Raw genomic sequence first — 15,643 nt, forward strand, 5'->3', positions numbered from 1 at the left:
GAATCAAAAAATACAAAGAAAAATGGTGTGCATAAAAAATGACCATACCTCATACGAAGTATGGTCATTCAGTAAACACTCATTTTAGATATTTAACCTGTCTACTTGACAGGGGGCATATCAAAATCCACTCCGCCATAATATATCTATTCCCCCATCTGCCTATCTAGTTTACTAGATTTTCCTTCTATTCGCGTGCCTTCAAAGCAGTCGTCATATCAATCTTCTTCACTCGAATGATATGGAACGCATTAATGATAAAATATGTTATAATTCCGATTACTACTATCAATGCATAGGACGAAGTTGGTGTATATATATCAATATATCCATTTACCTTCTGCAAAGCAATATCATAACACTTCTTGATTGCAAATGCTTCAAGTGGTATACCTTAATATGTCGTCTTCAACTATGATCTGCCCCTCATCAAGCGTTTCGATGCCGCCGATGATGTTCAATAATGTTGATTTTCCAGAACCAGATGGTCCAAGTAATACGCATATTTGTCCTTTTTCGATTTTGCAATTAATGCCTTTTAGAACTTCGATACGATTTCCGTTCAATCCATAGAATTTCTTTACATTTTTTACTTCAAGATACATACCATTACCTTAGGTATAAAAAAACAACTATGGAACAACTTCTTTTAAGTTTAAAATACAATTTCCGTAAATTAACATGCCCTTAACACAACTATCATCTCAGCAATCCCTATTACCAATGGAAATTCTTTTAACGATCCGGAAGAATCCACTTATTGTTATACACACCACAAAGGAAAAAGGACCAAACCTCTCTGTTTGATCCTAATCCTTCTAATGCGAGTGCTTTTCTCGCTATATGTAATTGACAGGACATTGAACAGCACAATAATTCGTTCTAATCCACTTCTTAATCATTGCTTCTGACAATGTTCGACTTTGTCAAGTGCAGATAGAATGGTTTAATACTTGCTATTGTCCTTTTATCGTCTTCAAAAATTTTATACTAATACATCTTTTGCCATTTGTATCAAGCTGTTCATATCTTCTTTTATATTTTGCATTTCTTTCTGAATACCATCTGCTTTTTCATTCACCTGCGCTACTTTTGAAAATACACTCGTAACATCATCTTCCGAGGAAATTGCAGAGTTGGCAATCTCCTGAATGGATTGATTCATACCAGTAACGGACTCATTTAAAAATGTCGTTGTCGTTGAAAATTTATCAAACAGAGATTTCATCTTCAACGAATTGCTTGCATAATCTTGACCGGAAGAAAGAAATTGTTCATAATCCTTCATTACATCTCGATTTAAAAACTCAAATACATAATTTGTATTATCGACTAATTCCTGTACGGATTCAATTGCCAGACGAACTTTCTCCTGAATTAGAGCAGTTGCCGTTTTCGACTCGTCTGCAAGTTTTCTAACTTCTTCTGCTACAACAGCAAAACCTTTTCCAAGCTCACCAGCACGTGCTGCTTCTATTGATGCATTCAATGCTAATAAATTTGTTTGATTGCTTATCTGTAAAATCACATCTACTGATTCATTAATCATTTCAATGTTCTCTGCTTTTCTTAGGATGCGATTCATTTTCTCTTGAATCTCTTGATACATAGTAACAGAATGATTTTTTGATTCTTCAATCTTCTGGTTTATACTATTCACCGCATGATTTACTTGATCTGCCTCCATTACACCGTTCTCAGCTTCCTGACGAATTGTACTTAAAGAAGCATCAATTTGCACAGAAGTATCTCTCATATGTACTGTGGTTTCGGTTGTATACTTTAATACATCTGAAACATTACTACTTAAGTTTACAATACTATTGGTCTGATTTGTAAGGAAATTCACATCCTCATAGTTCTTTTCCAATGTATCATTAATCGAAGTTCCAACTTTAATAATACCTCGAATTAAGTTTCCGACAAACTGACGTGATTGTTCTGTCGCTCGAGCAATTCTACCAACCTCACCTTTTTTATTCAATATTTTTTGTGGGATCTCATGTGAAAAATCTCCCTTGGAAATTTCTTTAAGCGCTTTCTCCAATTGTACTATCGGACGAGAAACATTCCAATCAATACACAGATTAATGATTGTCATTATAACGCAACACCCAATCAACAATTCGATTCCGATCATTAATATCATATGTCTTGACTGTGCTTTGACATTATCTTTGCAAAAATCAGCTGCCGCTACGGCTAAGACATTTCCACTCTCATCAATAATTGGTACGTTACATGTCATTAAATAGCCATACCCTTTATTGTATAAAACAGGTGTAGCATTCGATGTTCCACTATTCAAAGCATCAATCGTCATAGAACCTATGTCAAATTCCCCAGCCTCTACTCCTAACGCTTCCTGCACTCCTGAACTAAGCGCATAATGCATGACATTATTATCATCGCGATATACAACGTATAAATAGAGCATTCCTGTTTCTTCTGCAATCTTGGTGAAATATTTGTACAGACTTTGATAATATGTATTATTCATATCCTGACTCTTTAAAATATTATCAAATTGCTGCGTATCGATCATATCAACAACACCTTGTACAATTGATACACCTGATTCTCCCGCCTGTGTCTCCATGTTTTTGTTTAATTGATTACTTACCACGAACATGGTACCAGCCATTAAAAGAATAAATAAACCAGTTACTAATAACAGTATCCTTTTTCTAATTCCCATACTTTAATCCTTTCTCTTTTGTTGAAATTATGTCTTTTGAACGACTCTTCCATCTTACCATAATTCATTGAAAATTGGTACTTTTATTTACCTTTTCCTATTAAATTGTACGTATTTCACAATTTTCGGCAGATTTACTTACATTGTAAAAATGAATGGCAAATATAACGCCTGGCTCGTTATCCGCATAAATAAACAGGCTGCCAGATCTTCCACTTAAAAGGATTTACTCTAGCAACCTGTTTATTAGCCCCATCCTAACTGCGTCATGGCAAAATTCATTTTTGGCTCGACATTCAGGATGAGTACTAAACCATATTCAATTGTCATCTGGAAACCAGCCAGCCTGGTACATAATTATATGCATTTAACGACCATCGGCGTACAAAAAAGGATTGTATCGCAATCGACTATATTAGTCACTAAATCCGGGCAACACTCTGTAGCTGGAATCAGAGATGTTAATTAACTCGATTAAAAGATACGTCATCAATAGCAATTCCAAGATGATGTGGTACATGTGGCCTGATCTTAGCTTCAGAAGCATCAAATCCGATCCTAACTGCAATGATATCACATGGGACTACTGGTGTAATCGTACGATAGTAACCATACGTATCATTTAAACTTCCGGCTTTTATCTCAATCTCAGCAGCCTTATATTCTCTTGTTCTTGTCAAGAATGTAACTGTTGCAGTTAATCCTAAATCTTCTTTATGATTTGGTTTCTTATCTTTGTCTTTATTTTTTCCATCATTACCATTGCTCATTGCATATACCAGATCCATATTAGAAACACTTACTTCATGTGCTTGAACGGTGTTCTCATTTTTCTGTTTTTCCTTGCCACCATTGTCTTCCTGTGCAGACTGTTTCGCTTTTTCGCCGTTTTCCTTTTCTTTTTCTTTATCTTCATCTTTATCTTCATCTATATCTTTATCTTTATCTCTCTCACCAAATTTAGCATAGAAGCTAAATTCATACTGACGTTCTGGAGCCACGCGGAAGATTGTCTGGCTCAACGTTGCACATTCACTAAGAAATGCTGCGAACTGCCCAGTATGAACTAGTTCATTTTTTTGAGTACGTACAACATGACCAGTCGTATTCCAAAACTTAGTTTCCCATTCACAATCGATTGGTATTTCAAAACCTGGGTTTAAAACTCTGTTTGAAAAAGGACCTTTCATAGTTGAACGCATATGGCGATTCGTATTGAAATCTGAGTTGAAATCCGTACCATAGTCCATATTATAATTGGTATTTCGAGGCATACTCCAATTCATATTCCCGTTCATTAGGTAATTGTAATTATTACTACGCTGACAATTCATACATTAACCACTCCATTAATTTGAATGATTCAAATAACTTAATTACAATACTACTATATGATGATGTGCTCCCTATTGTGACATTATATTTGTTAATTAGATAACTTTAAACCAATCTCAACATATTTCGATTTAGTTAGAACAAATATGACAAATTAGCATATAATAATGCTATAGAAAACTTGTTGGAAGTGGGAAGTATGCAAAATGGGGATATTGTCACACGTATTTCATATCACCACGATACACAGTTTCGAATCGAGGACATAAAAAATAAACAAGCCCGATTATGCGGTTTAGAATATCGTTTAGCCGCTGATGCTGCAATCAGTGACCTTGAACTGGCTAGGTCACTGACAGAACCTTCGAACAAACAACACTGTCTTGTTTCAACAAATATTCAGGTTCCGCTATTCCTGAATGAGAAATCCTTAGGAAACAACTACATTGCTAAAATTCTTCATATTGATGGAAATCGTTTTTACCTAAAAGAATGCATAACACTTTATAAGCGTCTTGGAATCCCTGTGATCGGCTATCCTGTCAATGAAGAAAAGCAGCCCCGTAACATCATGAATCTACTGAATCAACATAAACCGAATATCGTTGTGATCACTGGTCATGATTCCGTCAGCAAGTCACAATCTACTTCTAAAAATCTGAATTCCTACCTTAACTCCAAATATTTTTTAGAATCGATTCGGATTGCAAGAAACTATAGCCGAAACTATGATGATCTAGTCATCATCGCAGGTGGATGTAAATCCTATTATGAAGCACTTATGGAAGCCGGTGCTAATTTTGCCAGCTCTCCTGACCGCGTTATGATAAATGTCACAGAACCTGTCTTAATCGCATGTAAGGTTGCGATTACTTCCGTTACAGAGTATCTGTCAATGGAGTCAATAGCAGAAAATCTTCCTTCCGGCTTATCCGGCTTTGGTGGCATTGAAACAAGAGGTCAGTGCAGACGACTCGCTCCTAGTCCCTACCAAAAGAAATAAGGAATATATAGCTGACTACGTATATCCCGCTTAACAATAACATTAGGAAAGAAAATGGAATTGAAAATGCAAGATATGATTTTAATGAAAAGATCTTCTTGATCTCTTCTACCTTCTCCGGTGCAACATGTATATGTCTTGCTTTTGGACCTCTTAGTTTTTTATCAATAAACTCTCTTGTCTGGCTTAGCATAATCGGCCCCCCCGTTGCTGACCATGGTAACATGCTGCTTCCACATAAGATTCCAAGTGCAAGTGCAGCATAAACTAATTTGCTCGGTATCAGCGGATCCAGCACTTTACAGATTGGAAGCAACGTAGCCGCAGCCGGGCCTGCTGACAAAAAAGTTGCCGTTAAGAAAGCAATAAATAAAATCGATAACTCAATAAAATAAACATTATTCTTTGATAATCCAATGATGTACGCAGAAGCTGTTGATAGGATTCCACTGCTTTGCAACACACCACCGATTAAAAACAGTGTGATAAAGAACACAATGGAATCCAAGATAGGCAGTTCATTCAAAATCCTCATCTCGTCTTTTCTATCAAGGCAAAGTAAAATACCCGCAAAGAATAATGAAATATATGCAATTGAAATATTTACAAATGGACCAATACTGATTGCAACAATATAAATCAGGAATAGGAACAGGAACTTACGAGATTTCTTCCAATCTACATGTGGTTTTTTTGCAAACGGACTCTCTCTCTTACGCGGCGCTAATCGTTTATACCAAATAAATGTATACAAAGCCAGACCGATCGCATATACCAGGCATGGTAAGAAAAGTTTATCTAAAAAGTCGACTAAAGTAAAATCGGAATAAAGGGTCAAAACGACTGCCGGTGTATCTGCCCAAGGAAGCGGTGCACCTCCAATATTAGAACCAATGATGATACTGACAAGCAATGGGATTACAGGCAAGTCATATTCCAATGTCATGTAAAGTGCTATGGAGCTAAAGAATAATACAACCGTCAGGTTATTCATAAAGAGGGAAATAAAATATACAAGCAGTGACATAAAGATTATGATCAATGCTTTTTTTCTACGGGTAAGCTGCAAGAACTGATAAGCAATAAAGTTTATGAAACCCATATGCTCAAATATATTCGTAAATAAAGTAAGTGTGATGATCAGTATAATAATCTCACTTGGAAATGCTTTAAATGCCTCTGCTGGTTCAAAGCAATGTGTGAGCTTTCCCGTCATCAATAACAATCCAGATCCAACCAATGTAATACCGATTCTTTTTTTGGTACATAGTATGATCCCAAGATATACACAAACTATTATAAATAGTGTCAAGTACATATTACAGCCTCCAAAGAGTACATTACACTTAACTATATTATCAATAAGGATAGGTTATTCTAATGGATTACAAAATCCTTCTCCTTCAAAGCGTCCAAAAGGTGCCCATATTCTTTTTTCAATTCCCCAAACCTACACTTACTTACCCATACTTGTACATATCTATTCCCTCATGTTGATGGGCATCACCCCACCAACCATTACACAGAAGTCTATTACTCCTTAATCGGCCTCGCAATTCAATTTACTTTCCCCCTGATCGATACATCTTTGAAAGCAACACATATAGTGTTACCCACTTATTTGCTTGTCCCACCGTACCAACATCAAAATAAGGTTTCTGGAAGGATTCTGTAAGAATATATTTTCCCTCAACGTCTCTCTTGCTATCCAACATTTCCCATGCACACTTGCATTGCATATGATTCCCCGCACCGAATATTGAAATCCCATACATGATAATCTGTAAACCAATATGTACATGATCAATTGGGAAAAATGTACCTGTCATTTCCTTGATAATCATCTTTTCCGGATTATCTGTGTGAAACATAATATCATGACTTATGTAGAAATTCACCACTGGATCAAACTGTAGTAAGATAATGCCTTTCTTTTTCAGTTCAGCTCCAAGCAAAAGATAGGTCGTGGTTTGCCTATAGCAACCCATGTCTGGTAATCTAGAGTCATTTCTTTTCTTACCTGCATCCAGACAACGAACAGTTCCATCCTGTCGTATATTCGTTAAGGCCAAATTAATTTCTTTCTCTACCCAAGGATGCTCATAGTACCCTAATGCTACCAAATTTCTTAGTAACAGTATCTTTGCACACTTCATGCTCCGATTTAATTTCTTAATGATCCGTTCCACATACTCATCAATCATTACATCATCTCGTGTTAATCCAAATTCAGCAAGTGTAAGGAGCGCATTGACATCCTCCCACTTATCGTTCAATTTGAACTTGTCCATGACTAAACTAAGACTTTTCGAACTTAGTAACTGATCATAAGCATCTTTTACTTCTTTCCCATCTTTTGCCATTCCTAGAAGTTCAACCATGGTACGATATCTTATTTCTGGTGTATCTTCTTCAAGAAGCCAATTCATTATGTGATCCATTGCATTCTCTCCTTCTTTCCCTTGCTTTTTCTTATTTTGAAATCATTTTAATTCAAAATTAACCACTTCTGCGCATTATCTTTTATTAATTGTTCTTAACTAGGTTCGCACTTATATTTTTGATTTATCATAACTCGGATAATGGATGATGTCAATTTTTGGATTTCGTGCTTTTTGAATATCTTTCAGTGAACATCGTATCCCTCTTTGCTATAAACAAGAAAAGAGCGTCTTTAACGCGCTCTCCACTTATTTATGATATGGTTCACCAGCATTCTCTTTTACATACATTTGTTCGACATCAATACTTCCACCTTCTCCCCTTAGTACCATAACATAATCATAATACAGTTTGTATAATTTTTCCACGATTTACTGCATATATAGATTCTCATTCTAATATAAAAAATACTAGTACATTATCCATTTTAGAATAGGTACTAGTATCATTTATAAAAATATTGTAATTTTCAGTAAAACTCTCCGTTACTTATGGTACGGTTCCGTCACGAATATCAAATGCGCTTTCATCTTTATTATCTATCTTCAATAATTAATTGTCATTTCATAATAGTCCTTACCTATTTTAACCAGTTTCTTTTTAAGGCACCTGTTTTACAAGCATTCACACATTCAAAACAGTTCATACATTCCTGTTGATCAAAATGATCATTGACAACTTTTTGGCAAACATCCTGGTTTATTATACACGCCTTACTGCATCTCCTACATTTTACACATTTACTTGAATCTGTCACAATTGTCAAAGAAGGAAGTCTCATTTTTTTGCCTAGCTTACTTCCTGTTATAATCCAAGGTGACAATGGACATATAAAATGATCTACTTTACTTTTGCCAATGCTTGTACATAATACTCCTGAAATAAAAATCAGCATATAATACAAGACTACAAATGGATCACTAAATATAGCCGGCGCATCAAACCATGTAAAATGCCTTCCTAGTGCATTTACAAATACATACCCCGCACCTAAAAACCATAAAGAAGTTACTATATATTTCAATACTTTTGGATACTTCGTGTTCATAATATCCTTATCTTTTTTCAAATTACTAATGATTTCAAATACTCCCGACACAGCGCAGCTGTGGGAGCAATGTGCCTTTTGAAAAAATAGAGAAGACAAAAAAATCATACACCACATACTTACTTCGATAACCATAAGATTATGTATTAATCCAGCGTCAATATATCTTAGAAACGGAACACATAATACTGCTAAAAAATTGAAAACCATTAAGGGAAATGTAATTACTGTAATCACATATAAAATTTTTTTTCTCATTTATCTCATTCCTCCTTTTCGTAAACCATGGTATTGTTTTGAATTATTTCGTTGATCTTATATCTTTTCTTTCCAATGGTTTTTCTCCCATATTTGATCGCATCTCTTGGACAACCATTGATTCTATATCTTCCTTTCTTTTGTTAGAAATACGATATAGTATCTTCCCATATGGAATCATCTCTTTCTCCATGTTATTTGCTTTTCCTAATTATATATCCTGGCAAATTTCTAAGACGTTCTTTTCCATATGTTGAAATAACCTAACCTGTTTGGATTTACTTCTCCCCATTGAATTCCAAAATCGAAGTAGTTCTCACATTACCAACACTTGCACTAATTTCATATTTTCTTCAATTGCTAACTCATAAGAATGTGTAATTAATACAAGAGGAATATCAGGAAAATCTGACTTTTCTAATAATCCTTTTATTTCTTCTAAATCATGTGCATATATGTACTCTTCTAATACTGTTGCTGCATGTACTGGAGAATCTACACAACTCAAAATATCTTTGGTCTCCTCTTTTGAATACTCCTTGTAGTAATAAAATGGAGGTGCATTTTTCAGTAACTTTTTCGTAATCCACCCTAACTTAAGTTTAGCAAGAGTCTTCATAATATTAAAATTCTGACTCTTATCGACTCCTGATTTTGCATATTCTTTCTTAGTCAATCTATCTTTAAATTCATAGTCCTTTGCCGCTAAAGGATCTAGCAATATAATACCTTTCACTAGATTTGGATATAATCTGCAAAATTGTAGTGCACATAATCCCCCTTGGGAATGTGCAAATAAAATGATTTTCTCCTGATGCTTTACTTGGTCCAACAAAGAATATAATTCGACTGCTATGTTATGAGGGGTTCGTTTCTCTTTAGATATCGAGCTCTTGTTAATTCCTGATCTTTCATATACCATGACTCCATATTTCTCTGCTAATTTTTTGCTACTGGAATCCATTCACTTAGGCAAGATCCTAACCCCATTTCAATTACAAGTTCTACTGGTTGGTCACCAAATATCTTATAATTCTGTATCATTAAAATGGTTCCCTCCTTGCTATTATTTCTGCCAATTGTTTTTGATCTGACTCATTCCATCGATTGATCAGTGCAGACAGAATCATACTTTCATACGCAAAATGTTCTTTATTTGTTTTCCTTCCTTTCTTTGTCAAAACTAAGTACATCGCACGCTTATCATTGGTACTCTGAATTTTCTTTAGATACCCTCTTTTCTCTAATCTTGAAACTGCAGTAACAATCGTCGTTTTAGGACAATCCAACATATTACTGATTTCTTTTGCTGTGAGATGATCCCGATTCTCCAGCTTAGCTAAGATTGTAATGTCCTGTTCACAAAGTTCAACCAAATTATGATAGTCGCCACAGTCAAAAATTTCTTTGTTCTTCTTCATAATCTCATGCAATAACTCTGATAATTGGAATCTCAAATCCTGTTTCATAACATTTGCTCCTTAAATAGAACGTACTTCGTTCTATTATTATATAGCTTTCGGTAAATTAAGTCAATTGAATTTGACTGTTTTCTATCATCTGAGTACAAGATGAATCATGTGCTTATATATTAACTTTTGTCATAAAGAAAAAGAACGAGTTATCCCCGTTCTTTTTCTCTATTTCTATATTCACTTTTATCTTTTTATATAAGTATACGCCCATTTATGGTACGGTTCTGTGTATCATATTAATGGATAGAACTTACATACGTATTTTTTATATTTCTAGTCTTGCTTATCAAACGTATTTTTATTATATGACTTATTTTTTATTAAGTAATTACTAAATAATCTCTCACAAAAATGTCCCAACATTGAAATAACTAATAATCCAGATTCTTGATATACATATCCTATCCCCATAGAAAAAATGAATGACGATAACGTCTCAAGGAACCATTCACGACCAAACCGTTGCTTCATCATTTTATTCTGTATTGCAATTCCAATACACCAAATACATGAAGTAACAATTATTGTATAAATGTCTATCCTTGGAACCTTTAGTAATTTCATAATACCATATAAGAATGATTGCATCATTAGGCGCTGTGGTATTTCCATAAATACACCGTCAATTCCCCACCATAGCAACTCTCTTCCATATTTATAATTTCGATTTTCTTTTGTTGATATGATTAGAGCTGTAATCCCTGCTGTTACTAAAGTAATTAAGTACAATTTAATATTTACAAAACTATGTATATTCATAAAATCATAACCATTCATAAAACATGTAACACATATGATAGGTATACTTGCTAAAATAGTAGTAAAATGTAATAATAGTGGCTTTTTACTTTTTTTTAATATCGTACTAATTACAGACAGCAATCCAAACCATATTGCTAGGATACATAAAGCAATAATGAAACACAAAATAATTTTTAAGTAATCCATTTCACTAACCTTTCTTTTTTATAATTCAACTTTATAAATTCAATTCTCTAACGTCCAACATTATAACAATACTCCATTTTTTGATAATCCAAGTCCGAAAAGTTCGCTAAATAAGCATGTCTCTTGGCAACGATGTCCTTGCCAGGTCGAACTTGTTTTTAATAACGCTCTTTGATTTTTCTTTCAAAAGAGTCATTGAAAGTGGCGTAATCTAAACCAAACTGATTTCTTCATTTTCTATGATGTATACCGAAGTTTATCCTAATTTATCACATGTAAAACATTAATAATTATCATGATTAAGATATAGGATTCCATTTGTAGCTAGGGTATCAAATCCCGCATCTTTAAATACTTTGTGATTACTAAAACAATAGACATAGTTACCATTCATTGCAAGAATATAGTATTCATTCTCCTTATACTTACTCTCATATATATTGAACACTTCTCTCGCTTCACTTTCTGATAATGCATATGTAATAGCACAGAATTCTTTGCCTTTTGTTGCATATACCTGTTCTCCAACGATATCTGTATCGAAAACTCTATCAGTCGCCTCTACTGTAAAATCTTTCTTCTCCAGGCTATCAACCAATGTTTCTTTGCTTGGTACAATTAGATCCACATTGAATTCCGTTATCTTACCATCATTAATCTCTTGCGTAAAATATGATAATCCTTCATTCTTCTCTATTCCAGTTTTTCCATCCCCACGTGACTGCAACCATACACATATAATTACTACCAAAACAACTAAAACAGCTACTGCAACTAAAGCAGTTTTCTTACTAATTGATTTCATCTTACCCTCCTTGAATTTTAAATTAACGTATGTTCATTTTACATTTATCGTAATTGTGAATCAAGTGACATATGTAATTATATTACAGTATCCTCATGGTTTCAGTTATATACGTTTATACTTCTCATCGAAGAAAGCAGATAACGCAGAATAATTATCTCATTTTCAATGCATGATATGGCTCTCCATAGTTAATCTAGTACTATAATCATTCTCCTCCAAAGTGCCCTAAAGGTGCCCATCCTCTTTCTCTAATTTCACAGCCATACACTTACTTATCCCTACTTGTACATATCTCTTTCCCTATATTGACGGGCATAAACCTGTCAACCATTGCACAAAAATGCATTACTTCTTAAACACACCCCTTCTCCCCAGTCAATACATGTAAAAAAAGACCAAGTATCTCTACTTGATCCTAATTCTTAGTAATGCAGTTGACGGGACTTGAACCCGTACAGCCTCAGTGGCCACAAGATCCTTAGTCTTGCGCGTCTGCCAATTCCGCCACAACTGCTCATCAATACGAATCTAGTATATACTTTGCAAAAGCATTTGTCAATATAATAATTTAATTTTTTCAATTTTTTGCTACAATATACGCATTTCAGATTTGTCTATAGGAAAACTGAACTCTCGCTTGACTTCACACGTAGCAGCACTAAGATTTCTCATTGGGATATCTTAGTGCTGCTACGTGTTTGGATAGTTTCCGAAAGGTATCTCCAGTTTTCCAACAGCATTCTGAGAGCTTTCCTCACAAATAAAGCAAGCATCTATGCTAGGCATAATTTCTACCGTGTAAAGTTAGCGTTACTAATAGATTGAAGAAATCGTAACACCAGAATAATAATGTTCTAGAATGTCTTTATAAGCAAAGCCATCTTCTACCATAGCTTTTACGCCATTCTGGCTCATACCAACTCCATGACCGTATCCGCCACCACGGATCTTATAGCCGGTTAATTGATCATCTTTCTTGATTTCATCCAGTATGATGAACGCACTTGGTAGCAAACTCATATTGGATACTTTGCTATCATCTTGGCGTATAACATCATTTCCACTTGGTGAAAGAAGGATTCGAATGTTATATTCAGAAATTACCTTAACGGTATTCTTGGAACCTTTGATGATCACTTCAGTGGCAACTCCACCAGTAGCACGTTTTGTTATGGATATATTCTTAATGGTTCCCACGGTATCAATTGGCGCACTGATGTATTTTCCATTGACTAAAGTGAGGATTAGTTTCTTATTGGCATTGTAACGCTTTTGAAGATTTGCATCGATCGTTTTCTTCAGCTTCGATAAGGATACTTTTGTCTGCCAACGATACCAGGCAAATTCTTTATCGTAAGTATCATATTCGTCATTGATCAAAAAATCACGGAAAGTATCTTCGTCCGTCAGATCAATTTCTTTTTTCTTCTGATCATCAACCTGAAGTTTTCCTGACAGGTATTCAATTGGTGTGTTATTCATCCAGACTTCATTGGCACTGGACGTATATCCACAAGAAGTTGAGAAATAATATGCGGTAATCACCTCATTATCATAATTCAATACCATACCATAGGTATCTTTGACGGCTTCAATGGAAGTTTCATTCTCCTGTACATTATTGTATACCTGGAAGGACGTACTGTCATCAATATGAGCACCATATTCGCTATATTGATTTCCTAGTAGTTGATTATATGCATAACTTCTCGCACAAACTGCTTGCACTTTCATCGCTTCTTTTCCATAAGATGTTGGCATCTCACTTGGTACTACGCTATAGAGATACTCTTCCAACGGAAGTTCATTAACAATAGTCAAGCCTTGTTCGTTCGTTGCTATTTCAATGGATCCACGGTAACTTGGATTACCATATGCCCGCTCAATGGAGGTAATCGTAATCTTTCCTTGCTCTTTCGTTTCCACCCGAAGTCTGCCCTCTGCTAAGAGCTTGCTGGATGGTTTAATGGTTACCTTTTCATTCGCTTTGTACTTCTTCTCTTTCTTTCCATATGTTATTGTAAATGCTTTGTCTGATGTGAGTATAACCTTACTATGGAATAGATCCTTAAAACCTGTAGTCTTTAATAACACACGAATATTTTCTGCTTTTGGACTTTCTTTGATTAATGCTGCACTAATCTTATCATTGGATATAACAAAATCCGTAACGGTGTATCCAACTAAGACTGCATTACTCACCTTTGATTCTGTTTCACCATATATCTTATAGATTCGGTATCCATCTTCAAGATACACTTTTCCATAGTCTTCAATCTCAATATACTCTTTTGTTGCAGCTAATACCTTTCCTGAAATCTTATTGGGTTTTACCGATACTTTTGTAATCTTCTTGTTACTAATGATCAGATCACCCACTACATTAGAGATTTCTTCAGCTAATACATTTTCCGTTTGAAAGGTTCGGAAGGCCCCATTGATGAACACAGACACCTCTTGTTTCTTTCCCTCCACAATCCAAACATTCTTTAAGGAAATGGTTGTATCGGCAACTTGCTTCACTGCTAAGATTTCTCCATCTTTCACAATGGCAGTTATCGTCTGGTTCAGGCAGGAAGTTAATTTGATACCTTCACTTCCATAGGTTTCCGTCTCTCCTACTACTTTCCACTGATCTTCCTTGTTATCCCCTCCAGCCATAACAACAAAGATGTCCTGCTGCTCCGGAACATAATTATAGATTTCTGTACAGATATATTCATAAACAGAAAGCCAATTACTGAAACTGATTGCATGTTCCTTCTCTTTCTCAGCTATATCGAATTTCAAACGTTTATAATCAGTCAATTGTAATTTTTCCAGGATTTCCTTTGCTTCTCCATATGTTAGTGAATCACTTGGACGAAATTTATCTTTCTCCACCATTAGCTCTAGCACATACATTGCGTTGATATACTTATCATACCATTGATTTTCATCCGTATCTTTATATGTAACCGTTCGCTCCAATTCCTCACATTCTTCTTTCGTATATGCAGCAAAACTGATCATTTTTGCCACTTGCGCGCGGGAAATGGTTTCTTCTAATGGATTTTGTAATTGCTGACTGATAGAATCAGAATCTGGTTGCTTGCTTCCACCATTTCGCAAGAAGATACCACATATAATAAGAATACATACTATAATTAATAGGATTTTGCGTTTCATGAATCATACCTTTTGCCACGATTCCCATATGAATAACTTGCGGCTTCCTTTCTAACTATTGCGGCATGCGACGATTAGACGCCTTATGCAGTCAATCATTCGTTTCTATTTTATACTGCACGTCCACATATGTAAATATATTATATTACCCATTTGATTATGATAAAGTATTGACTAAAAAAAGTCTTTTTGTTAAGATGTACTAGTTGTCGGGAGGATAGATTGTATCAATTAATTCTATCTTCCTTTCATTTTTTACGATACAAGGCCAAATCAGACAATGCTAACTGGCTTTGGTATCAACTTATACAATTAAAAAGATTTAATGTACTTAGATAGTGTCAAATGATTTATGAAAAAAATGAGCAAAGAAAAAAGGCTCAGATGAACCTTGAAAATTGCAGATATTATAGGTTGTGGTAGCTTGCCGCCACCCTTGACAGCACGAAAAAGAACTGCT

Annotated in this window: 14 protein-coding genes and 1 tRNA gene; 1 reads left to right on the top strand and 14 read right to left on the bottom strand. The window is 34.9% G+C overall.

The window, feature by feature from the left end:
• Window positions 1–187 precede the first annotated feature (187 nt).
• The 4 genes from HBB17_RS17525 to HBB17_RS17540 form a co-directional block, all read right to left on the bottom strand.
• Window positions 188–346, bottom strand: coding sequence for a hypothetical protein (locus HBB17_RS17525; RefSeq protein WP_167958797.1), 159 nt, complete (start codon window positions 344–346; stop codon window positions 188–190).
• Window positions 347–380: 34 nt separating this feature from the next.
• Window positions 381–605, bottom strand: coding sequence for an ATP-binding cassette domain-containing protein (locus HBB17_RS17530; protein WP_167958798.1), 225 nt, complete (start codon window positions 603–605; stop codon window positions 381–383).
• A 380-nt stretch (window positions 606–985) separates the two neighbouring features.
• Window positions 986–2,698 (bottom strand): methyl-accepting chemotaxis protein, encoded by a 1,713-nt coding sequence (locus tag HBB17_RS17535; RefSeq protein WP_167958799.1) that lies wholly within the window; start codon window positions 2,696–2,698, stop codon window positions 986–988.
• A gap of 461 nt (window positions 2,699–3,159) precedes the next feature.
• Entirely contained in the window at window positions 3,160–4,032 is an 873-nt protein-coding gene (locus HBB17_RS17540) for a hypothetical protein (protein WP_167958800.1), read from the bottom strand.
• A 200-nt stretch (window positions 4,033–4,232) separates the two neighbouring features.
• Between HBB17_RS17540 and HBB17_RS17545 the strand changes: the two genes are divergently transcribed.
• Complete coding sequence (locus tag HBB17_RS17545) at window positions 4,233–5,036, top strand: sporulation peptidase YabG (protein ID WP_167958801.1); 804 nt, start codon at window positions 4,233–4,235, stop codon at window positions 5,034–5,036.
• Here the strand turns inward: HBB17_RS17545 and HBB17_RS17550 are convergent.
• The 10 genes from HBB17_RS17550 to HBB17_RS17595 form a co-directional block, all read right to left on the bottom strand.
• A complete protein-coding gene (locus HBB17_RS17550) occupies window positions 5,014–6,354 on the bottom strand; it encodes an ArsB/NhaD family transporter (RefSeq protein WP_167958802.1) in 1,341 nt (446 codons plus the stop codon). The two genes, HBB17_RS17545 and HBB17_RS17550, sit on opposite strands and share 23 nt — an antisense overlap.
• A 244-nt stretch (window positions 6,355–6,598) precedes the next feature.
• A complete protein-coding gene (locus HBB17_RS17555; RefSeq protein ID WP_167958803.1) occupies window positions 6,599–7,477 on the bottom strand; it encodes a hypothetical protein in 879 nt (292 codons plus the stop codon).
• Between the two features lie 581 nt (window positions 7,478–8,058).
• Window positions 8,059–8,784, bottom strand: a complete 726-nt coding sequence (locus tag HBB17_RS17560) for a 4Fe-4S binding protein (RefSeq protein WP_167958804.1) — start codon at window positions 8,782–8,784, stop codon at window positions 8,059–8,061.
• 43 nt (window positions 8,785–8,827) lie between these two features.
• Window positions 8,828–8,977, bottom strand: coding sequence for a hypothetical protein (locus HBB17_RS17565; RefSeq protein WP_167958805.1), 150 nt, complete (start codon window positions 8,975–8,977; stop codon window positions 8,828–8,830).
• A gap of 123 nt (window positions 8,978–9,100) precedes the next feature.
• Window positions 9,101–9,706 carry an alpha/beta fold hydrolase gene (locus HBB17_RS17570; protein WP_167958806.1) on the bottom strand — a complete coding sequence of 202 codons (606 nt, stop codon included), beginning with the start codon at window positions 9,704–9,706 and terminating at the stop codon, window positions 9,101–9,103.
• Between the two features lie 121 nt (window positions 9,707–9,827).
• Window positions 9,828–10,253, bottom strand: a complete 426-nt coding sequence (locus HBB17_RS17575) for a MarR family winged helix-turn-helix transcriptional regulator (protein ID WP_167958807.1) — start codon at window positions 10,251–10,253, stop codon at window positions 9,828–9,830.
• 279 nt (window positions 10,254–10,532) lie between these two features.
• A complete protein-coding gene (locus HBB17_RS20520) occupies window positions 10,533–11,207 on the bottom strand; it encodes a hypothetical protein (RefSeq protein ID WP_238483789.1) in 675 nt (224 codons plus the stop codon).
• Window positions 11,208–11,490: 283 nt separating this feature from the next.
• On the bottom strand, window positions 11,491–12,012 hold the full coding sequence (locus HBB17_RS17585; protein ID WP_167958808.1) for a hypothetical protein: 522 nt from the start codon (window positions 12,010–12,012) through the stop codon (window positions 11,491–11,493).
• Window positions 12,013–12,444: 432 nt separating this feature from the next.
• A tRNA-Leu gene (locus tag HBB17_RS17590) sits at window positions 12,445–12,529 on the bottom strand.
• Window positions 12,530–12,828: 299 nt separating this feature from the next.
• Window positions 12,829–15,183 (bottom strand): SpoIID/LytB domain-containing protein, encoded by a 2,355-nt coding sequence (locus tag HBB17_RS17595; protein WP_167958809.1) that lies wholly within the window; start codon window positions 15,181–15,183, stop codon window positions 12,829–12,831.
• Window positions 15,184–15,643 lie beyond the last annotated feature (460 nt).

It is taken from the genome of Anaerosporobacter faecicola (genome assembly GCF_012070565.1).
GTDB lineage: Bacteria > Bacillota > Clostridia > Lachnospirales > Lachnospiraceae > Anaerosporobacter > Anaerosporobacter faecicola.

Excerpts from the sequence above, each read along its gene's own strand:
- HBB17_RS17545 (WP_167958801.1), top strand. The coding sequence starts at position 4,233 with ATGCAAAATGGGGATATTGTCACACGTATTTCATATCACCACGATACA.
- HBB17_RS17585 (WP_167958808.1), bottom strand. The coding sequence starts at position 12,012 with ATGAAATCAATTAGTAAGAAAACTGCTTTAGTTGCAGTAGCTGTTTTA.
- HBB17_RS17560 (WP_167958804.1), bottom strand. The coding sequence starts at position 8,784 with ATGAGAAAAAAAATTTTATATGTGATTACAGTAATTACATTTCCCTTA.
- HBB17_RS17570 (WP_167958806.1), bottom strand. The coding sequence starts at position 9,706 with ATGGTATATGAAAGATCAGGAATTAACAAGAGCTCGATATCTAAAGAG.
- HBB17_RS17550 (WP_167958802.1), bottom strand. The coding sequence starts at position 6,354 with ATGTACTTGACACTATTTATAATAGTTTGTGTATATCTTGGGATCATA.
- HBB17_RS20520 (WP_238483789.1), bottom strand. The coding sequence starts at position 11,207 with ATGGATTACTTAAAAATTATTTTGTGTTTCATTATTGCTTTATGTATC.
- HBB17_RS17565 (WP_167958805.1), bottom strand. The coding sequence starts at position 8,977 with ATGGAGAAAGAGATGATTCCATATGGGAAGATACTATATCGTATTTCT.
- HBB17_RS17535 (WP_167958799.1), bottom strand. The coding sequence starts at position 2,698 with ATGGGAATTAGAAAAAGGATACTGTTATTAGTAACTGGTTTATTTATT.
- HBB17_RS17530 (WP_167958798.1), bottom strand. The coding sequence starts at position 605 with ATGTATCTTGAAGTAAAAAATGTAAAGAAATTCTATGGATTGAACGGA.
- HBB17_RS17575 (WP_167958807.1), bottom strand. The coding sequence starts at position 10,253 with ATGAAACAGGATTTGAGATTCCAATTATCAGAGTTATTGCATGAGATT.
- HBB17_RS17595 (WP_167958809.1), bottom strand. The coding sequence starts at position 15,183 with ATGAAACGCAAAATCCTATTAATTATAGTATGTATTCTTATTATATGT.
- HBB17_RS17540 (WP_167958800.1), bottom strand. The coding sequence starts at position 4,032 with ATGAATTGTCAGCGTAGTAATAATTACAATTACCTAATGAACGGGAAT.
- HBB17_RS17555 (WP_167958803.1), bottom strand. The coding sequence starts at position 7,477 with ATGGATCACATAATGAATTGGCTTCTTGAAGAAGATACACCAGAAATA.